The following is a 19,481-nucleotide window of genomic DNA, read 5'->3' on the forward strand; positions in this document are numbered from 1 at the left end:
TGCGCTGGAGTGAAGTTCGCCGTACCAGGGCACTTGCCGGGGTTGCTGAAGCTCGGGATGATGGGTGGAGCGGGGGTTGAACAACTTTCGCGTGGCAGCTCGGCGGCACCAAAGTTGTAGTGGAGCGTAGGGAGTAGACGGTGAGCATCATTCTGGCGTCGGTCGGGGAGACTTTCACGACATTGGCGCAGGTCAGCAACCCGACCCCGGAAGCGCCGCCCTTGTCGGACAAGCTCTTACAGATGGTTCGCTACCTCACCTGGTTCGCGCTGCTGTCGGGCATCCTGGCCATCATCTTCGCGGGCGGCAAGTTCGCCTGGGAGAAGTGGCAGGGTGGCGCGCTGCAGTCGCCGAAGATGATTGCGGGAGCCATGATCGGCGGTGTCGTCGCCACCAGCGCGGGCACCATCATGAACGCGGTGCTGGGCACCTGAGCCGCTAGTGGCAAACATTTAGCTATACTCCTGCGCGATCGCTGGCCATGTCCGACCGGATCGGAAGCAGGGGAAAACCTATGGGCGCAGGCGGACTGTCGCGTCGGAGCGTGCTCGGGTTGGCGGCGACCGCGGCAGCGGCCGGGTTGTCGGCGTGCGGCCGGTCCGACGACGCGTCCTCGGGGCCGGCCACCGCTGCGCCCAGTGCCGCCGAGTCGATCGCCAAGGACGCCTACATCTTCGGCTTCCCGCTGGTCCTGATGGACGTCACCAGGGCGGCGGCCGAGGCGTCCACGCCCGCCAATCGGTTCCAGCACGCCGCCGCGCTGCCGACTCCCGCGCGGCGAGATGTGGTGCGGCTCAACCTGGATACGCTGTACTCGGTCGCGTGGCTCGATCTGCGGGCCGAGCCGATCGTGTTGCGGGTGCCCGCGATGGACGGCGGCCGGTACTGGCTGATGCAGCTGCTCGACGCGTGGACGAACACCGTGCACAACCCGAGCAGCGTTCGGCCGCAGGCGAAGCCGGGATCGTCGGGCACCTATGCCATCGTCGGGCCGAATTGGTCCGGCACCCTGCCCGACGATGTCACGCCGCTGCTCGTGCCCACGCCGACGGTGTGGTTGATCGGCCGGATCCAGGTGAACGGCCCGCCGGACCTGCCTGCCGTGCACGCGATTCAGCAACAGTTGCAACTGATGCCGCTGAGCGACTGGACAGCGCGCCATCCGGTCGCGCCGCTTCCCGCTGTGCCCCAGGCGGATTCGGTGCCACCCGCGAAGCAGGTCGCCGAGATGGATGCGCGGACCTTCTTCGATCGGATGTGCGCGGTGCTGGCCACCAACCCGCCCGCACCCGACGACGCCCCCGCGATGAAACGCTTCGCCACGATCGGGATCACGCCGGGCGGCAAGGTCATCGGACTCACCGACCACGAACTGTCCTCGGCGGTGCACACCGCGCGGCAACAGATCCCGGTCTACCTCGATCCGAAGGCGGTACACGAGAACGGCTGGACCTTCGACCCCGCCATCGGCACCTACGGCACCAACTATCTCCAGCGCGCCGCCATCGCGTGGAAAGGGCTCGGCGCCAATCTGGCCGAGGACGCCATCTATCCGACGCTGTTCGCCACGGCGGACAGCGCGGGCCGGTTCCGCCTGCACTTCCCGGCGGGGCAGACACCGCCGGTCGACGCGTTCTGGTCGCTGACCGCCTACGACGTGGACAGCTACCTGATGTCCAACCCCGCCGGGATCTACGCCATCGGCCACCAAATTCCGGTGGTGCCCAATCCGGACGGCTCCGTCGATCTCGCGGTCCAGCACGCAGACCCGGGTCCGAGTGTCCCGGTGGGCAACTGGCTACCCATACCGGAATCGGGACCGTTCTCTCTCACCATGCGGCTGTACGCACCGAAAGCCGAAGCGATCCAAGGACGTTGGCAGCCACCGCCGCTGCTGCCGGTGCCGTGAGGTCGAGTCGTACGCAGGGCCTCCGGGGCTCGCGGATGGGCCGCAGTTCCGCGAATCACTCCCGCTGTTCGTCGGTTAGGAACCGGAAGTTCCTAACCGGCTCGTAGCGTGGAGTCATGACCAACTCGATGAATACTGTTACCTCCCAGACGCTTTCGCCCGACCTGGTGGACAGCTACCGCAGCCGGGGTTACCTGCACGTCCCGAGCGTGCTCAGCGCCGATGAGGTGGCGCAGTTCCTCGCCGACGCGCAGGAACAGCTGGAGCGGCATCAGAAAATCTCCTGGGACACGCCGGACGAAGGCAACGTGATGGACTGGGTTGCCGAACCGGAGGCGAAGAGCGCGGTCATGCGCAAGCTCGCGCTGCACCCCGGCATCACCGGGATAGCGGAGCGGCTCGCCGGGCGGCCGCTGCGGATGTTCAAGAGCGAGTTGCTGCGCAAGCGAACCACCGGCGGAACGCGAACACCGCTGCACATCGACGCCCCGGCTTTTCCGATCGCCGGATCGACGTTGACGGCGTGGGTGGCGCTCGTCGACGTGCCGGTCGAGCGTGGCTGCCTGACCTTTATCCCCGGGTCCCACGAACTGCCGCAAGCCGACGAGGCCTCGTTCGTGGACCCCTTCGACGCGCATCCGGAGCTGCGCTGGTGGCCGCAGGTCACCGTGCCGCTGCGCGCGGGTGATTGCACTTTCCACGATGCCCGGCTGGTGCATATGGCCGGGGTCAACGAAACAGACACGGCCCGAATAAGTTTGGCGACGGTATACATGGATGCCGCGGCAACCTACAACCCCGCTCCGGTGAGTGCCGAGCCGACGTATCAGGACGAGGTGCCCGGGATCGAGCCCGGACAACCCTTCGACACCGACCGCTATCCGCTGGTCGGCTCGACCGGCTAGCCATCCGAACGAGACGAACGCCGTCCGTGCCGCATCCGGCGCTCGGGCGGCGTTCTGGTCTGCCGAAACTGCTTGGTTCGTTAGGAACGAACCTGTCCTAAGGGCTCAATACCGTTGTGTTCATGACAAAGACACCGGAGAGCGTCTGCCCCTTCCGCATCGAGATCCCGCAGGCGCAGCTCGACGACCTGCACGCGCGGCTGGCGAACACCCGCTGGCCCGCCGAGCTGCCGGGCGTGGGCTGGAGTCGAGGCGTACCGGTCGAGTACCTGAAAGACCTCGCCGAATACTGGCGCACAGAATTCGACTGGCAGGCACAGGAAGCGCTACTCAATGAGCATCCGCAGTTCACCACCGAGGTGGACGGGCAGCACCTCCACTTCCTGCACGTCCGCTCGCCCGAGCCGGACGCGACGCCCTTGCTGCTCGTGCACGGCTGGCCGGGTGGGGTGACCGACTTCCTCGATGTGATCGGTCCGCTGTCGGATCCGCGCTCGCACGGCGGTGATCCGGCCGACGCCTTCCACCTGGTGATTCCGTCGCTGCCCGGCTTCGGATTCTCGACTCCGCTGGCCGGTCCCGGCATGAACGCGGCGAAGATGGCGGCGGTGTTCGCGAAGCTGATGGCCAGGCTGGGCTACGACCGGTACGGGGTGCACGGCTACGACACCGGCTCGTGGGTCGCGCCACAGGTCGGTCGGCAGGATCCGGATCGCGTTGTCGGCGTCCATGTCAACGCGATGATCACCTTCCCGATGGGCATCGAAGGGGAGATGGACGGGCTCAGCGAGGGCGAGCAACAGCGTTGGCAGCGCATGCAGAACTTCAACGATGCTTACCTGCAATGCAATTCGAAGCGCCCGCAGACGGTGGCGTTCGGGCTGAACGATTCTCCGGTCGGCCAGCTGGCCTGGATGGTGGAGATGTTCAAGGAGCTGACCATGCCCGAGGATGGTCTGCCCGAGGACGCTATCGATCGGGACCGCATGCTGCTCGACGTTTCGCTGTACTGGCTGACCGGGACCGCGGGCTCGGCGGCGCAGATCTACTACGAGGAGATCTCCGCCAACGACTGGAGTTCCGCCGACTGGTCGGCGGCAGAGGGAGTCGAACCATCGGCAGGCGAATGGGGTGGAGCGGCTAACCCTGAAGGGGCCGAGGGCACTTGGGATGGCGCGGGGACCGCTGGCCAGTCTGCTGGAACCCCGAGGGTCGTGGTGGAGGCCGGAGACGAGGGCGGCATCGCGCAACCCGAAAGTGATTGGGGCACCGCGGCGACCGGCCAAGAGTCCGAAAGCGAGTGGGCCGCCGGACAGGGCAATGACTGGGCGACCGCGGCACGCTCTACGGTGCCGACCGGTGTACTCGTCTCCGCCCACGACGTGACCATTCGCTCCTGGGCCGAGCGCGATCACCACATCGTGCACTGGACCGAGCTCGGCCGCGGCGGACATTTCCTCGCCATGGAGGAACCGCAAGCCGTGGTAGATGACCTGCGCGTCTTCTTCCGGAAGCTCGCCTGAGATGGCCGCCCGCGAGCCGTTGCGGCGAACCCGGTCCGACGTGCTGAGCTCGCGGGCACTCAACCGCGCCCTGCTCGAACGCCAGCTACTGCTGCGGCGGACAACCCTTTCCGTCGCAGCGGCGGTCGAGCAGGTGCTGGGCCTGAACGCCCAGGATCCGAACCTGCCGTACCTGGCGCTGTGGAACAGACTGGCAGACTTCGCCATCGGCGACCTCACCGCCGCGATCGAGGACCGCACCCTGGTGCGTTCCACGATGATGCGCGCCACCCAGCACCTGATGTCGGTGCCGGACTTCCGGCTGGTCCGGCCGCTGCTCGCGCCGCTGCTGCTTCGGGTGCAGCGCAACGCGTTCGGGCGTCGCACCGAGGGCATCGACCTCGATGCTCTGGTCGCCGACGCCACCGCACTGCTGGCCGATGGACAGGTACTGACCAGGCCCGAACTGGGCAGACTGCTGGCAGAGCAACGGCCCGGCGCGGACCCGACCGCCCTCGGATGGACTGCGCAGTACCTGGTGCCGGTCGTACACCCGGCGCCGAGCGGCACCTGGAACGTCCGCGGTGCAACGCCGTTCGCAGGCACCGAGTGGATCGGAATGCCCTCGGCGGCAACAGAAGAGGGCCGGCGGCAGCTGGTGCGGCGCTACCTCGCGGCTTTCGGCCCCGCCACCGCCGCCGACGCACGGGCCTGGTCGGGGGTAAGCGGACTGCGTGCGGTGTTCGAACAGTTGCGACCCGAATTGCGCAGCTACACCGATGAACTCGGCAGGGAGCTGTTCGACCTCCCGGATGCACCACGACCGGACCCGGACGTGCCCGCTCCGGTGCGGTTGCTACCGGAGTTCGACGCGACCTTGCTCGCCCATGCCGATCGGACCCGGATCATGACCAAAGAGGTGCGCGCCGAGGTCTGCGTCGGGGCGGGCGTCGCCGCGACGGTGCTCGTCGACGGAACGGTCGCCGCGATCTGGACTCGCACCCGGATCGACGACAGCGAGGCACTGACGGTCCGCCCCCTGCGTCCACTGGCCGCGACGGACCGCGCCGCGATCGAAGCCGAGGCGCACAACCTCCTGGCCTTCGCGACGCCGGCGGGCACCCACCACGACGTTCGGCTGCTCCCGTACAGAATCAAGTAAACGGGTTTTACTAAACACTGTTCACCAACCTCGGTTCTGTGGTTCCATCATCTCTGGAACGTGTTCCACACAATGTCGTGAGGTCTGCAGCCCAGACCGGTAGGAGTTAGCCGTGACCGTGACCACGCCCTCGATTCCCGCGGGATTCGACTTCACCGACCCCGACGTGCTCGCCAGTCGACTTCCCGTGCAGGAGTTCGCCGAGCTGCGCCGCACCGCTCCCGTGTGGTGGTGCGCGCAGTCCGGCCGGGCCAGCGGCTTCGACGACGGCGGCTACTGGGTGGTCTCCAAGCTCGACCACATCAAGGAGATCTCGAAGCACCCGGAGTTGTTCTCCTCGCACGAGAACGGTTCCATCATCCGGTTCAACGAGGACGTCACTCCGGAGCAGATCGGCATGCTCAGCGACATGCTGCTGATCAACCTCGATCCCCCCAAGCACACCAAGGTGCGGCGCATCATCTCCAAGGGCTTCACGCCGCGCGCGATCGAGAACCTGCGCGCCGCGCTCACCGAGCGGGCGGCGAAGATCGTGCACGAGGCGAAGAAGTCCGGCGGCGGCGACTTCGTCGAGCAGGTCGCCTGCGAACTGCCGTTGCAGGCCATCGCCGAGCTGATCGGTATCCCGCAGGAGGACCGCAAGAAGATCTTCGACTGGTCCAACCAGATGATCTCCTACGACGACCCCGAATTCGAGGGCGATCACCAGGTCGCGACGGCCGAGGTGATGGGCTACGCCTGGAACATGGCCGAGGACCGCCGCAAGTGTCCGGCCGACGACATCGTCACCCAGTTGGTCAACGCCGACATCGACGGCGAGGGCCTGGCCTCGGACGAGTTCGCCTTCTTCGTCATCCTGCTCTCGGTGGCCGGCAACGAGACCACCCGCAACTCGATCACCCACGGCATGAAGGCGTTCGTGGACAACCCGGACCAGTGGGAGCTGTACAAGGCGCAGCGCCCGCGCACCGCGCCGGACGAGATCGTCCGCTGGGCCACCCCGGTGAATGCCTTCCAGCGCACCGCGACTCAGGATCTGGAGCTCGGCGGCCAGCAGATCAAGAAGGGTCAGCGGCTCGGACTGTTCTACGGCTCGGCCAACTTCGACGAGGAGGCGTTCCAGGATCCGTTCAGCTTCGACGTGCTACGTAATCCCAACCCGCACGTCGGTTTCGGCGGCACCGGCACCCACTACTGCGTCGGCGCCAACCTGGCCCGGCTGCAGATCGACCTGATGTTCAACGCCATCGCCGACGCGATGCCGAACCTGCGCCAGGTCGCCGAACCGGTGCGGCTGCGTTCAGGCTGGCTGAATGGGATTAAGCGGTGGGATGTCGAATATGCCTGAACTGGCCGAATACGCTTGAATGACAGGATGAGTAACCCCAAACCCCGGGGCCGCTCGCCGATCGTGACCGACGCCGAGATCCGGCGGGTGGCCAGGACGCTGCTTGTCGAACAAGGACAAGCCGCGGTGAGCCTGCGCGCGATCGCGCGTGCGCTGGGTATCACCGCCCCCGCGCTGTACCGGTACTACGGGTCGCTGGACGACCTGCTGGAGCGGCTGCGCCTGGAGTTCTGCGCCGATCTCGCCGACGAGCTGTCCGCCGAGATCGCGGCGCTGCCCGACGACGGCGTGGTCCAGTTCTTCGCCATCTGTAAGGGATTTCGACGCTGGGCGCTGGCGCACACCAGGGAGTTCACCCTGGTGTTCGCCTCGCCCGGCGGCGGCGAGGCCCGCGCGCTGCGCCGCTTCTCCGAGCCGTTCGGGCGGATCTTCCTCGCCGCGGCGGGCAGGCTACTGGCCAACTACGCCATCGTGACGCCGCCGACCGACGTCATCCCGCCGGAGCTGCGCGAGGACCTGGTGCACTTCCAGACCGAGCTGCTCGCGGCGCTCTCGGAGACCGGACAGAAGTTCCCGGCGGAGAAGCTCGATCTTGGCGTGATGTATCTGATGATTCAGATGTGGGCGCGCCTGTACGGCCACGTCACGCTCGAGGTCTTCGGTAACTACCCGATCCCGCTGTCCAACCCGGAGATCCTGTTCGACGCGATGCTGGTCGACCTCGGTCGCACCGCAGGCCTGCTCACCGAGTGAGCTCAGATGCGGGCGCCCTTGGCGCGGTTGCAGGCTCGGCACAGGATCTGCAGGTTGGTGGCGCTGGTGGCGCCGCCGCGGCTGAGCGGGATGATGTGGTCGAACTCCAGGTAGTGGCTGTCGCCGCATTCGACGCACTTGCCGCCGTCGCGTTGCCACACTTCGGCTTTCACCTCCTGCGGAATGCTGCGGGTGTCGCGCTGGCCGGGGGTGAGGATCAGTCGTTTGGCCACCCGTAGCGCGCCCTCCAGTGCGGCCGCGACGTAGTCCGGGTCGGCGACGGTGAAGGTGGCGCCGCCGCGCGACGACGTGGCCGCGAGCACCACCGTGTCCTGCTCGGCGTGCACGGAAACGACACGGGTCCATGGCAATTCGGTGCCGGTGCCGTGGCCGACGAAGCGCAGCTTCTTGTTGCTGACGATCATCCTGCCCTCGGTGAGCCGCGGCCCGCGAGCCAGTTGGCGGACGTGCACCGCGGGCAGATCCAGATGGACCTTCTCCTCGGGATCCAGATGCAGGCCAGGGGTTCGCATCACGGGTAGATCGCCGCTACGTAGCCGGGACAGCGTGCGCCCCCGATGCATTCGCCGCCGCAGGTCCTCGACGAGCGGTCCGGTCAGCGCCAGTTCGGTGACGGCGTGCTCGAACGCCGCCAACTCGTCGTGCTCGACCTCGCCGTCGGCGAAGGTGAAGGTGACCAACCGCTCCACATAGCTGAGCGCCACATCGCGCAGGGCCTCGCGGCCCGCCTGCTCCTCGATGCGCTGATAGCGCAGCGACGCCCACAGCGCCGCCCACTCGGGGCCGCGCGGGCCGTGACCGGTGAGCACCCGCCACGCCTGGGTGTGCCAGTGCGTGAGGAACTCCTCGATCTCGGCCGCGCAGAACTGGCACGGGGCGAGCCCGCCGAACAGCTTGCGGCGCCGCAGGTTCGCGCACCGCGCGCAGTGCCGGTCGCTCGGCTGGTGGCGCCGGTGGGTGGCGGTGGTCCACTCGGTCCCGTCCCACCAGCGCAGGCGCGCCGGGTCCTCGGGGTCCGGATGCCAGTCGGCGAGTTCGGGGTTCGGTGGCGGGGCGGGTGCGGGCGGCGGGTCGGCGAGGCGACGGGCCAGGTCGACCGGTCGGGCGTAGGGCGAGCGGGTGGGTGGCTGGTCGAGTAGATCCGTCTGCCGCATGCGTGGATTCGTCGGTGCTTGTGCCGCGTCGAGTGTGTCCGTGGGGATGTGCTCCAACGCCGGGGCGGTCGGTTCTGCCGAGGGGTTGTCGGCACCGAACGGGTCCGTCGGATGTGCCGAGCGGTTGTCGCCCCTGAACGGGTCCGCCGGATGCACTGAGCGGTTGTCGCCGCCGAACGGGTGCGCCTCGCGTGCTGATCGGCTGCCGCCGAATGAGTTCGCCGGGTGCGTGGTTCGCCGCTCATCCGCCTCGTCGACGCTGACCCCGAATTCGGTGACCAGCCCGGCCAGTCCGGTGGACCAGCCCTGCGCGATGGCGCGGAACCGCCACTGGCCGTCCCTGCGATAGAACTCCCCGAACATCAGCGCGGTGACCGGATCGGCGTCCTCGATCACGAACTCGGTCATCGGCCCGTGCGCGTCGTGGATGGTGAGGGTCAGACCGCTGATGTCGCCGAAGGTGCCCTCGTCGAGCGACCCGGCCAGCACGATCCGGTCCACGTCCGGCTCGGTGCGTGGCAGCGAAACGCTCAGTCGGGCGGTCTGCGGGGCAGGCTCCTGATCCAGCGTCACCGCCTGGGAAACATGCCGGGGGGCGTTGTAGAACACCAGATCCCGATCGGTGCGCACCGTCCCGGATTCGCCGAGCAAAAGGGCATGCGCGTCTACCGCATGCGCCGACCGCCACGAAACAACCACGGCAAGAAGGGATGTCGGTACCGCTGCATTAGCGCCTTTGCTGAGTTTCATCGTGCTCGAACTATGCCACGACCCTCCGACACGCCGACTCCGCCGACCCCTCCACTCGGCGGGCCGTGGGCCGTATCCAGGGGTTCTTCCCCGCCGTCGACGGGGTTTCGGGTCAGTTCGGAAGAATCTGCTCAGCGACCGACGCGGTCGGTCGCCGCGCGCAAGGTGGCGGCGGCCTTCAACACCATCTCGTGGTACTCGTCCTCGGCGTCGGAGTCGAGCACGATGGCGCCGCCCGCCCCGATCCGCCAGTGTCCGTCGTAGCGTACGGCGGTCCGGATCACGATGTTGAGATCGGCGGTGCCGCCGAGCCCGAGGAAGCCGATGGTGCCCGAATAGATGCCGCGCGCTTCGGTTTCCAGCTCATCGATGATCTCCATGGTGCGCAGCTTCGGCGCACCGGTCATCGAGCCGCCCGGGAAACACGCGCGCAGGCAGTCGATCACGCCGACGCCGGGGCGCAGCGTGCCGCGCACCGTGGAAACCAGTTGGTGCATGGTCATATACGACTCGATGGCCATCAGCTTCGGCACGTGCACGCTGCCGATCTCGCAGACCCGGCCGAGGTCGTTGCGCAAGAGGTCGACGATCATCAGGTTCTCGGCCCTGGTTTTCGGGCTGTCGGCCAGCTCGCGAGCCAGCCGCTCGTCCTCGGCGGGGGTGGCGCCGCGCGGGGCGGTCCCCTTGATCGGCTTGCTCTCCACCGTGTGGCTCCGGTCGATCTTCAGGAAGCGCTCCGGTGACGAGCAGGCGACCTCGAGATCGTCGAACCGCAGATACGCCGCGTACGGCGCCGGATTGCAGCGGCGCAGCGTGCGATAGAAATCGAGGCCGTCGTCCTCGGCGGCGGGCACGGTGGCGCCGTCGGTGAGGCAGATTTCGTAGGACTCGCCCGCGAGCAGCCGCTCCCGGCAAATCGCGATGTCGGCGAGGTAGCGTTCCCGGCCGCGGGTCAGTAGCGGTTCGACGGTGTCGCCGTCCGACGGCACCTCGAGCGTGGGCGGATTCGCCCAGGTCGGCAGGGTTTCCAGGGTTTCGCCGGTGTCGCGCAGCCAGTCGGCGCCCGCGCGCAGCGAGTCGACGGTCGAATCGGTCAGGGACAGCAGGTGGGTGCGCCCGCCGACGTGATCGACCACCACGATCCGGTCGGCGAAGATCCACTGCGCGTCGGGCGTCGGTGCCCGATGGGCGGCCTGGCCGCCGCAATCGGCCTTCACCTCGTAGCCGAGGTATCCGACGTACCCGCCCGCGAAATCGAAAGGCAGATCGGGAAGTTCGAGCCGGCGCAGCCGCAACTCGGCGGCCAGATAGTCGAGCACACCGCCGGCGACGACCCGGCGATGGCCGTCGGAGGACTCGACGGTCACCTCGCCCGTGCCGACCCGGTAGCGCACCACCTCCGCCAGCGGTCCGCTCGCATCCCCCAGGAAGGAGAACCGATCCAGGCCCGGCTCGACGTGCTCGCTGTCGAGCCAGAATGCGGTGGGGGAGTTGCCGTACAACCGCACGAACGCGCTCTCGGTATCGATCGCGCGCTCGAGCACGGCGTGCTGGAGCTGCCAGTGCCGGGGCGGGCCGCCGTAGCGATCCAGGATGCCGGGGCGCGCCGGCCCAGCGGCGAGATTGCTTCCCATCGCGCCGAATTGCTCCACCAGCGCTGGGAACTGCTCGTGGGACAGGGTGGATTGTGTTGTCTCCGAAAGTGTTCGGGCGGCGCTGGGCTGCGGGACGGTGACCGGTCGCAGCCGCATCGTCACCGGCTCCGCTCGCGCGCTCGGGTTCCGTCCGGTGGCCCGCGCCCGGTGTGCCGCAGTCAGTTTCGCGAAGTTGCGCAACAGCGCGGCGCCGAATTCGCTGGCGATCGACTCGGGATGGAACTGCACGCCCCACTGCGGCCGACTGCGATGACGCACCCCCATGATCTCCCCGTCGGCGGCCACCGCGGTGATCTCCAGACTGTCCGGCAGCGGCCGCTGGGCACTCAGCGAGTGGTAGCGCACGGCGGTGAAACCCTGGGGGAGCCCGGCGAACAGGTCGCGGTCGTCGTGTTCGATCCGGTCGAGGTATCCGTGCCGGGCGGCGGGCGCGGCGGCGACGATTCCGCCCGCGGCGACCACGATGCCCTGATGGCCGAGGCACACGCCGAGCAGCGGCAGATCGGTCGCGCCGATCACCGCCGCCGAGATGCCGACATCGCGGGCGACGTCCGGGCGGCCCGGTCCCGGCGAGATGACGATGTTGTCGAATCGGGCCAGTTCCAGCTCGCCGGCCTCGTCGTTGCGCACGACAGTCGGCTCGATGCCGTTCACCTCGCTGATCAGCTGATACAGGTTATAGGTGAACGAGTCGTAATTGTCGATCAACAACGTGCGCATGGTGCCCGAAACCCTACGCCGCCCAGGTTGCGGCCAACTGTTGTCATATGCCGTCAGTTCGGCTCGGCCCGTGGTGCACAATGTTGGACATGTCTGTTGCGCAACCCGTCGGCGTGGACCGCGAACTCGTCGACTTCGCCCTCGTCGGCAAGTGGATGGATGAGCAGGGCCTGCCCGCAGGCGAATTCGAGGATGTGACCTCGCTCGGCGGCGGCACGCAGAACGTGATGCTGCGGTTCGGCCGCGGCGGTCGGGAGTACGTGCTGCGCCGCGGCCCGAAGCATCTGCGCGCGAAGAGCAACGAGGTGATCCGGCGCGAGGCCCGGCTGCTCGGCGCGATCAACGGCACCGACGTGCGCGCGCCGCGGGTGATCGCGGCCTGCCCGGACGACTCGGTGATCGGTGCGGTGTTCTATCTGATGGAGCCGATCGACGGCTTCAATCCGGCCAACGAGCTGCCCGAGTTGCACGCGGGCGACCCGGCCGTCCGCAAGGAGATGGGGCTGTCCGCGGTCGAGGCCATCGCCCGGCTCGGCGCGCTCGACTATCAGGCCCTCGGGCTGTCCGACTACGGCAAGCCCGACGGCTTCCTGGAACGTCAGGTGCCGCGCTGGCTCGGCGAACTCGAGTCGTACTCGGCCAACGAGGGCTACCCCGGCCCGGAGATCCCCGGTGTCGAGCGGACCGGCGAGTGGCTGGACCGCAACCGGCCCGCGCAGTGGACCCCGGGCATCCTGCACGGCGACTGCCATCTGGCGAACATGATGTTCGCCTTCGACGGCCCGCAGGTCGCGGCCATGGTCGACTGGGAGATGTCCACCATCGGCGACCCGCTGCTCGATCTGGGCTGGCAGATCGCCACTCGGCCGGAGCCGGGCACCACTGGCGCCGCGCTGGTCGGCAAGCTCGGTGCCGCGGGCGGGCTGCCGACTCCGGACGAGATGGTGGCCCACTACGGGCAATTCTCCGATCGCGATCTCAGCGCCGTGCCCTGGTACACCGTGCTCGCCTGCTTCAAGCTCGGCATCGTGCTGGAGGGTACGCATGCCCGCGCGTTCGCGGGTAAGGCGCCCAAGCAGGTCGGCGACTTCCTGCACGCCATCACGCTGGAGCTGTTCGAGCGCGCGCACCGCCTGATGGAGTGATTGTCGGGATGTTGCCGACACTTGGCTGAATATCTATGGTTGACCATATTCAGCCAATATATCTTTGGCGCATGCCGATCGTTCCTGATGTGAAGAACTGGACCTGGGTGGTCGAACGTGCTTGTCCCGATTGTGGTTTCGACCCCGACGCGATCAGCTACGAGGATGTGCCGCCACTGGTGCGGGAGAGTGCGGCGCGATTCGCCGAGGTGCTCGACCGTCCCGATGTCCGGGTGCGTCCGGACGACGCCACCTGGTCCCCGCTCGAGTACGGCGCACACGTGCGCGACGTGTGCCGGCTCTTCGATACCCGCCTCAATCTGATCCTGCTCGGCGCGGCCGACGGCGCGGTGCCGCAGTTCGCGAACTGGGATCAGGACGAGACCGCCGTGGCCGACCGTTATGACAAGCAGGACCCGGCGCAGGTCTCCGCCGAACTGGCCGTCGCCGCCGAAGCGGTCGCGCGCTCCTTCGAATCCGTGCCGCCCGCCGCACGCGACCTGCGCGGTGAGCGCAGCGACGGCGCTGTCTTCACGGTGGAGTCGTTCGCGCGCTACTTCATCCACGATCTGGTCCATCACGTGCACGATGTGCGCTGCTGAAATCGTCCCAGGACTAGAACGTGTTCCGAAGCCTCGACCACCGGTCCCGCTGAAATTTCGACTCGGTACTAGAACGCGTTCCACTTTTCTCGTAGTGTGGGTGCAGTCACATATAAGCACGTGCATGCGAGAGGGTCGACAGGAATGAAGACGAAGGGCGCGATCCTGTGGGGGATCGACCAACCGTGGTCGGTAGAAGAGATCGAGGTCGGCGATCCGGTCTCCGGTGAGGTGCAGATCCGGCTGGAGACAGCGGGCATGTGTCATTCGGACCATCACATCGTGACCGGCGCGACGCCGATGCCCGCCTATCCGGTGATGGGCGGGCACGAGGGCGCGGGCGTGATCACCAAGCTCGGGCCGAACTGCCCCGCCGACCTGCAGGTGGGCGACCACGTCATCCTGTCGTTCATCCCCGCCTGCGGGCGCTGTCCGTCCTGTGTGAGCGGCAATATGGCGCTGTGCGATCTGGGGGCCGGACTGCTGATGGGCCAGGCGATCAGCGACGGCACCTACCGGATCCAGGCGCGTGGCGAGAACGTCATCCCGATGTGCCTGCTCGGCACCTTCGCGCCGTACATGACGGTGCACCACACCTCGGTGGTGAAGATCGACCCGAGCGTGCCGTTCGAGGTGGCCTGCCTGGTCGGCTGTGGCGTGCCGACCGGCTTCGGCTCGTCCACCCACGTCGCGCAGGTCGCGCCGGGGGAGACCGTGGTGATCGCGGGCATCGGCGGGGTCGGCATGAGCGCGCTGCAGGGCGCGGTGCTCGCCGGCGCGTCGAAAGTCATTGCCATCGACCCGAATCCGTGGAAGCGGGAGCAGGCGCAGAAGTTCGGCGCCACGCACACCTACGAGAGTATGGCCGCCGCGATCATGCCGATCATGGATGTCACCGAGGGGCGGATGGCCGAGAAGGTCATTCTCACCATGGGCGAGATGCACGGCGACTACATCGAAGAGGGCCTGATCCTCACCGCGAAGGCGGGCACCCTGGTCGTCACCTCGATGGGCCGGATGGACGCCGGCGAGGTCAAGATGAACAGCTTCCTGCTGTCCATGCTGCAGAAGACGGTGAAGGGCTGCATCTTCGGCGGCGGCAACGCCCGCCAGGACGCGCCGAACCTGCTCCGGCTGTACAAGGCGGGCCAGCTCAACCTGGACGACATGGTCACCCGCACCTACTCCCTGGAGGAGATCAACCAGGGCTACCAGGACATGCTGGACGGCAAGAACATTCGCGGCATCATCAAGTACACCGAAGCCGACTGGTAACCGAGGTGCTCGTGATCGGGCCGAGCCGGGCGCTCGGCCGGGTCACGAGCGCAGTTCGGCCAGAATGTCGTTCGGGTCGGTGCGCGGCATGTCGTCGACGCGCACATCGATGAATCGGACGGTCCGGCTTCGATCGATGATGAGCGTGGTCGGAATGGGGAGTTCCCACTCGCCTTCGGCGTTGCGGTTTCCGATGGCGTAACCGCCCAGCTCGATCGCGTCCATGAAGGCTTGGTCGGCGTGGCTGCCGATGCCGAGTGCGCGGGCGACCACGTTGTCGAGGTCGGACAGCAGGGGGAATTCCAGGGAGTTCAGGAAGCGGGTGTATGCCGAGCCCTCTGGAGTTTGGGGGCTGATGCCGATCAGGCGCACGCCGGTTCCGGTCAGCTCGGGCAGCAGTTCGTGCTGATACCGGGTCAGGGCTTCGGCGCAGGGCAGCGACCAGGCGCCGCGGTAGAAGACAAGGACGGCAAAGCTGTTCGGGGCGACCGCGGAAAGTTTCGTCGGCTCGCCCGCCTCGTCGAGCAGCGTGAAGTCGGGGAGGGTGTAGCCGGCTCGGATCGAGTTCTCGGTCACGATCGCGGCGCTGCGAATGTGGGTCTGGGCGAGCTCGGCTTGCAACTCGTCCAGCTCGACCATCATGCGCCGCATCTTCTCGAATTCCTGTGACATCAAAAAACCTGTTTCCCCGGCTCAGCCGATCGACATCGAGACGTCGGTCATCATGCCGCGTGGCCGAGGTGACTGCGAACAGATTTCCGGACGTATCGGTCAGCGGCGGGTGGCGAGGGTGGTCGCGATCTCGGCGATGAGGTCGTAGGGAATGGGTTTGGTCAGCGGGAATTTCAGCGTGCCCTTGCCCGCTCGATACGGTTCGACGGCGCGGTTGAATGCTTTGTCGCCGTCGGGGATCGGGTAGAGGCTGATGTGTTTTTTCCAACCGGCGAAGTGGACGGTGTTGTGGCCGTTCACCTTGAAGGTGGGGATGTCGTAGCTGATCGCCTCCGTCGCATCCGGCAGTGCGCGCTGGATGGTGTGCCGGATCTCCTCGAGAATGCCGCGCACGTCTTCGGGAAACGCGGCGATGTATGCGTCGATGGTTGCTGGCTGCTCTGCCACGAGGTCCCTCGATTCCGTGAGCGGGTATCGATCGAATCGCTGAAGATGGGTCGAGCATCGTCAGTGTAGGCAGGCCTGGCGTTCGGTTACAGGTCCTTGCGGTACCAGCACTCCGCATACATCTCGTCGTTGTGCGGTGTCGACTCTGTGTATCCCAGCCGGGCATACATCGCCCTGGCCTCCACCAGATCGCGGCGGGTGTCGAGCACTATTCGCGCGGCACCGAGACTGCGGGCCGCTTGCTCGGCGGCGTCGATGAGAATGGTGCCGCCGCCCTTCCCGCGCATATTCGCGCGCAGGAAGACGCGCTTCAACTCGGCGGTCGCGGTGTCGAGGAGGCGGATGCCCGCGGTGCCGACAGGTTCACCGTCATACCGGGCAACCAGCAGTACGCCACTGGGCGGCGACAATTCGGTCCACCCCGTCGCCGCGATCTCGCGCTCGAGTTCTGCGGGGTCGGTCCCGTGGCCTTCGTGCAGTCGATACCAGCGGTCACTGACCTCGGTGTAGTACGCGCGCCACAGCTCGGCGGCGGTGGGGGAGTCGAAGGGTTCGCGGTCGACGGTCCAGCTGCCTATGTCAGACTCGGGTTCCCGGCGTTCGACGGTCCGGCTGCCCATGTCAGTTGCAGGCCCGGGTTCCCGGCGGGTGGCGGACATCCGGTCAGTGGGTGCAGCGGAGCAGGGCTTGGCGGAGATTGCGGCTGCGGACGTCGTCCAGGACGGCGAGGCCGAGGCGGTTCATCGAGTAGCCGAAGCCGAGACCTGTTGCGGGGTCGGCGAAGCCGAAGGAACCGCCGAGGCCGGTGGTGCCGAAGGCGCGCTTGTCGGAGCCGAAACGGAACTCACCGCCGGACTTTCGGAAGCCGAGGTGATAGCGAGTCTTGATGTGCAACACCAGGTCTCCGGCGGGGACGTCGTCGGCGGTGTCGGCCGCGGCCAGCTGGTCGAGCAAGGCGTCATCGATGGGGAGGGCGCCGGTGCGGCCCGCGGCGGCGCCGTAGACGCGGGCCAGCGCGCGGGCATTGCCGACCCCGTTCGAGCCGGGTAGCTCGACCTCGAGGAACTCGCGTCGGGTCGCCCGCGCGGGACTGCCGGTGCGCGGATTGCTCAGCGCGGCATAGGCGAACCCGCGCTTGGCGGCGATCTCGGCACCGATGCGCAGCGGGAAGTCGCGCTCGTAGCGCAGCGCGTCCACGCCGCGGGTGGCGGCCATGGTGGCGATGCGCTCCAGCCCCTGGTCGGCGGGCAGGCCGATGAAGAAATCCAGTCCGAGCGGCTTCGCGATGTCCTCGGCGAAGATTCGCCCGAGCGTGCGGTGCTGCGGATCGACCCGCCGCAGCAGTTCGCCCTGGTAGAGGCCGAGGGTGATCGCGTGATAGCCGTGCCGGGTGCCCGGTCGCCATGCGGGTTTCTGCGCGGCGAGGATCGGCGCTAGCGCGTCCAGGTCGGCGATCTGACTCAGCCGTACCACCGGGTCGAGGCCCGACAGCCCGGCCTGATGGTCGATGAGCTGGCGCACGGTGATCTCGCCTTTGCCGTGTGCGGCGAACTCGGGCCAGTACTTCGCCACCGGCTGCGCATAATCGAGCAGGCCCTTCGACACCGCGGAGGCGAGCGTGAACGCGGCGAGGCCCTTCGTCGAGGAGAAGACCGGGACGATCGTGTCGCGCTCCCACGGCAGGGTCCGGTGCCGATCGCGGTGACCCGCCCACAGATCCACCACCGGCCGGTCGCCCGCGTAGACCGCCACCGCGGCACCGATCTCGCCGTGCTGGGCGAAGTTGCGCCGGAAGGCGTCGGCGACGGGCCCGAAGCCGGGCTCGACATCGCCGTGGATCGTCAGCTTTTCACTCATGGTCATTCGATGGTAACGGCGTTCTTCTCGTACGCTCGCTGAGTGCGTTCACTCGAGCAGATCAGGGATTGGCCGGTTCGGCACGCGGCGGCCGCGGTCGTCACCGCAGACGGGGCAGCGGCGAGCGCCGGCGAGGTGGATCGGGTGTTCCCGCTCGCGTCGGTGACCAAGCCGCTGGTGGCCTACGCGGTGCTCGTCGCGGTGGAGGAGGGGGCGGTCGAGCTGGATCAGCCCGCGGGCCCGCCGGGATCCACGGTGCGGCACCTGCTCGCGCACACCTCCGGATTGGCCTTCGACACCACCGACATTCAGGCCGCCCCCGGTACCCGGCGCATCTATTCGAGCATCGGATTCGAGGTGCTCGCGGGATTTGTGGGCGAGCAGACCGAGATCGCGTTCGCGGAATATCTGCACGCCGCGGTGTTCGATCCGCTGGGCATGACCAGTTCGGTGCTGGCCGGTCCCGCCGGGCACGCCGGGCGGTCGACCGCGGCCGATCTGGCTCGTTTCGCGGCGGAATTGCTGAACCCGCGGTTGATCTCCGCGCAGACGCACGCCGAGGCGACCTCGGTCCAATTCCCCGGCCTGAATGGCGTGCTGCCCGGTTACGGTTCGCAGCGCCCCAATGACTGGGGTCTGGGTTTCGAGATTCGGGACGGGAAGACTCCGCACTGGACGGGTAGTTCGAATTCGGGGGGAACTTTTGGTCATTTCGGGCAGTCCGGCACCTTTTTGTGGGTGGACCCCGCGTCGTCGTTGGCGTGTCTCGCATTGACCGACCAGAATTTCGGCGACTGGGCGAGAGCGGCCTGGCCGCCCCTCAGTGATGCTGTTATTGCGGAGGCGACGCTCCCACGCAACACGGCGGTGAAGTAACACACGTAACTTCGGGCACTCCAGTACACTCAGGCAACACCAGCAGACGGGTCGTTGGGGAAGACGTCCCCCGTCGACGCTGGAGGTGTTAGTAGTGCGCGCATCGAGTCAGTTCGCGGACGTGACGGCGGGTGTGGTGTATATCCACTCGTCGCCTGCCGCGCTGTGCCCGCACGTCGAATGGGCGCTCACCTCGGCCCTCGCCGCCCCCGCCAAACTGCGCTGGACCGCCCAACCCGCCGACGGCCAACTGCGCGCCACCAGCGAATGGATGGGTCCGGTCGGCACCGCCGCCCGCATCGCCCAAGCCCTGCGCTCCTGGCCGGTCCTGCGCTTCGAAGTCACCGAAGACCCCAGCGAAGGAGTAGACGGCGAACGCTACTGCTTCGTCCCCGGACTCGGTCTGTGGCACGGATCCACCAGCGCCAACGGCGACGTCACCCTCGGAGAAATGCGACTACGCGCCATGCTCCAAGCCGCCGGAGAACTCGGAAAATACACAACCTACGACCTCGCCGCCGAAATCGACCGCGCCCTCGGCACGCCGTGGGACGAGGATTTGGAGATCTACCGGTACGGGACCGAGTCCGGCGCCGAGGTGACCTGGTTGCGGCGAGACGTGGGCTAAGCCCCAACTCCTCTTCGCGGGGGTGCCGTATCGCGTGCGCTGCCGACTTGACGTATGGAGCTGGCTCTTGACGACGGTTGCAGCGTGCGTCAGGAGAATG

At 67.5% G+C, this 19,481-nt stretch carries 18 protein-coding genes; 12 read left to right on the forward strand and 6 right to left on the reverse strand.

Annotated elements, in window-relative coordinates; translation table 11 throughout:
• The first annotated feature begins 140 nt into the window (after positions 1-140).
• From NN4_RS22270 to NN4_RS22300, 7 genes are all read left to right on the forward strand, one after another.
• The gene (locus NN4_RS22270) at positions 141-434 is read left to right on the forward strand and encodes a hypothetical protein (protein WP_107654975.1); all 294 of its coding nucleotides are present in this window, start codon (positions 141-143) and stop codon (positions 432-434) included.
• A gap of 80 nt (positions 435-514) precedes the next feature.
• Positions 515-1,909 (forward strand): DUF1254 domain-containing protein, encoded by a 1,395-nt coding sequence (locus NN4_RS22275; protein WP_147134660.1) that lies wholly within the window; start codon positions 515-517, stop codon positions 1,907-1,909.
• Positions 1,910-2,025: 116 nt separating this feature from the next.
• Entirely contained in the window at positions 2,026-2,814 is a 789-nt protein-coding gene (locus NN4_RS22280; RefSeq protein ID WP_147134663.1) for a phytanoyl-CoA dioxygenase family protein, read from the forward strand.
• 122 nt (positions 2,815-2,936) lie between these two features.
• A complete protein-coding gene (locus tag NN4_RS22285; RefSeq protein WP_147134666.1) occupies positions 2,937-4,337 on the forward strand; it encodes an epoxide hydrolase family protein in 1,401 nt (466 codons plus the stop codon).
• A gap of 1 nt (position 4,338) precedes the next feature.
• Positions 4,339-5,478: a winged helix DNA-binding domain-containing protein gene (locus NN4_RS22290; protein WP_186818567.1), complete on the forward strand. Its 1,140-nt coding sequence runs from the start codon at positions 4,339-4,341 to the stop codon at positions 5,476-5,478.
• A 118-nt stretch (positions 5,479-5,596) separates the two neighbouring features.
• Entirely contained in the window at positions 5,597-6,826 is a 1,230-nt protein-coding gene (locus NN4_RS22295) for a cytochrome P450 (protein WP_135237927.1), read from the forward strand.
• 27 nt (positions 6,827-6,853) lie between these two features.
• On the forward strand, positions 6,854-7,579 hold the full coding sequence (locus tag NN4_RS22300; protein WP_135235718.1) for a TetR/AcrR family transcriptional regulator: 726 nt from the start codon (positions 6,854-6,856) through the stop codon (positions 7,577-7,579).
• Positions 7,580-7,581: 2 nt separating this feature from the next.
• Here the strand turns inward: NN4_RS22300 and NN4_RS22305 are convergent, their stop codons facing one another.
• Together NN4_RS22305 and pabB are read right to left on the reverse strand one after the other, a co-directional pair.
• Entirely contained in the window at positions 7,582-9,504 is a 1,923-nt protein-coding gene (locus tag NN4_RS22305; protein ID WP_147134672.1) for a TerD family protein, read from the reverse strand.
• Between the two features lie 131 nt (positions 9,505-9,635).
• Positions 9,636-11,879, reverse strand: coding sequence for an aminodeoxychorismate synthase component I (gene pabB / locus NN4_RS22310; RefSeq protein ID WP_147134675.1), 2,244 nt, complete (start codon positions 11,877-11,879; stop codon positions 9,636-9,638).
• An 80-nt stretch (positions 11,880-11,959) separates the two neighbouring features.
• Between pabB and NN4_RS22315 the strand changes: the two genes are divergently transcribed.
• The 3 genes from NN4_RS22315 (at position 11,960) to NN4_RS22325 (ending at position 14,901) form a co-directional block, all read left to right on the forward strand.
• The gene (locus tag NN4_RS22315; protein ID WP_147134677.1) at positions 11,960-13,024 is read left to right on the forward strand and encodes a phosphotransferase family protein; all 1,065 of its coding nucleotides are present in this window, start codon (positions 11,960-11,962) and stop codon (positions 13,022-13,024) included.
• Positions 13,025-13,095: 71 nt separating this feature from the next.
• On the forward strand, positions 13,096-13,626 hold the full coding sequence (locus NN4_RS22320; RefSeq protein ID WP_147134680.1) for a DinB family protein: 531 nt from the start codon (positions 13,096-13,098) through the stop codon (positions 13,624-13,626).
• A 144-nt stretch (positions 13,627-13,770) separates the two neighbouring features.
• Positions 13,771-14,901, forward strand: coding sequence for an NDMA-dependent alcohol dehydrogenase (locus NN4_RS22325; protein WP_147134683.1), 1,131 nt, complete (start codon positions 13,771-13,773; stop codon positions 14,899-14,901).
• Between the two features lie 42 nt (positions 14,902-14,943).
• Here NN4_RS22325 and NN4_RS22330 read toward each other — a convergent pair whose 3' ends face one another.
• From NN4_RS22330 to NN4_RS22345, 4 genes are all read right to left on the reverse strand, one after another.
• Positions 14,944-15,573 carry a peroxiredoxin-like family protein gene (locus tag NN4_RS22330; protein WP_147134687.1) on the reverse strand — a complete coding sequence of 210 codons (630 nt, stop codon included), beginning with the start codon at positions 15,571-15,573 and terminating at the stop codon, positions 14,944-14,946.
• A gap of 99 nt (positions 15,574-15,672) precedes the next feature.
• Positions 15,673-16,020: an iron chaperone gene (locus NN4_RS22335; protein WP_147134690.1), complete on the reverse strand. Its 348-nt coding sequence runs from the start codon at positions 16,018-16,020 to the stop codon at positions 15,673-15,675.
• An 86-nt stretch (positions 16,021-16,106) separates the two neighbouring features.
• Entirely contained in the window at positions 16,107-16,640 is a 534-nt protein-coding gene (locus NN4_RS22340; RefSeq protein ID WP_147134693.1) for a GNAT family N-acetyltransferase, read from the reverse strand.
• Between the two features lie 43 nt (positions 16,641-16,683).
• Complete coding sequence (locus NN4_RS22345) at positions 16,684-17,877, reverse strand: serine hydrolase domain-containing protein (protein ID WP_147134696.1); 1,194 nt, start codon at positions 17,875-17,877, stop codon at positions 16,684-16,686.
• 42 nt (positions 17,878-17,919) lie between these two features.
• Between NN4_RS22345 and NN4_RS22350 the strand changes: the two genes are divergently transcribed.
• A complete protein-coding gene (locus NN4_RS22350; protein WP_147134699.1) occupies positions 17,920-18,753 on the forward strand; it encodes a serine hydrolase domain-containing protein in 834 nt (277 codons plus the stop codon).
• Between the two features lie 94 nt (positions 18,754-18,847).
• Entirely contained in the window at positions 18,848-19,381 is a 534-nt protein-coding gene (locus tag NN4_RS22355; protein WP_147134702.1) for a DUF3145 domain-containing protein, read from the forward strand.
• The last annotated feature ends 100 nt before the right edge of the window (positions 19,382-19,481 follow it).

Source organism: Nocardia ninae NBRC 108245, assembly GCF_007990755.1.
Lineage (GTDB): Bacteria > Actinomycetota > Actinomycetes > Mycobacteriales > Mycobacteriaceae > Nocardia > Nocardia ninae.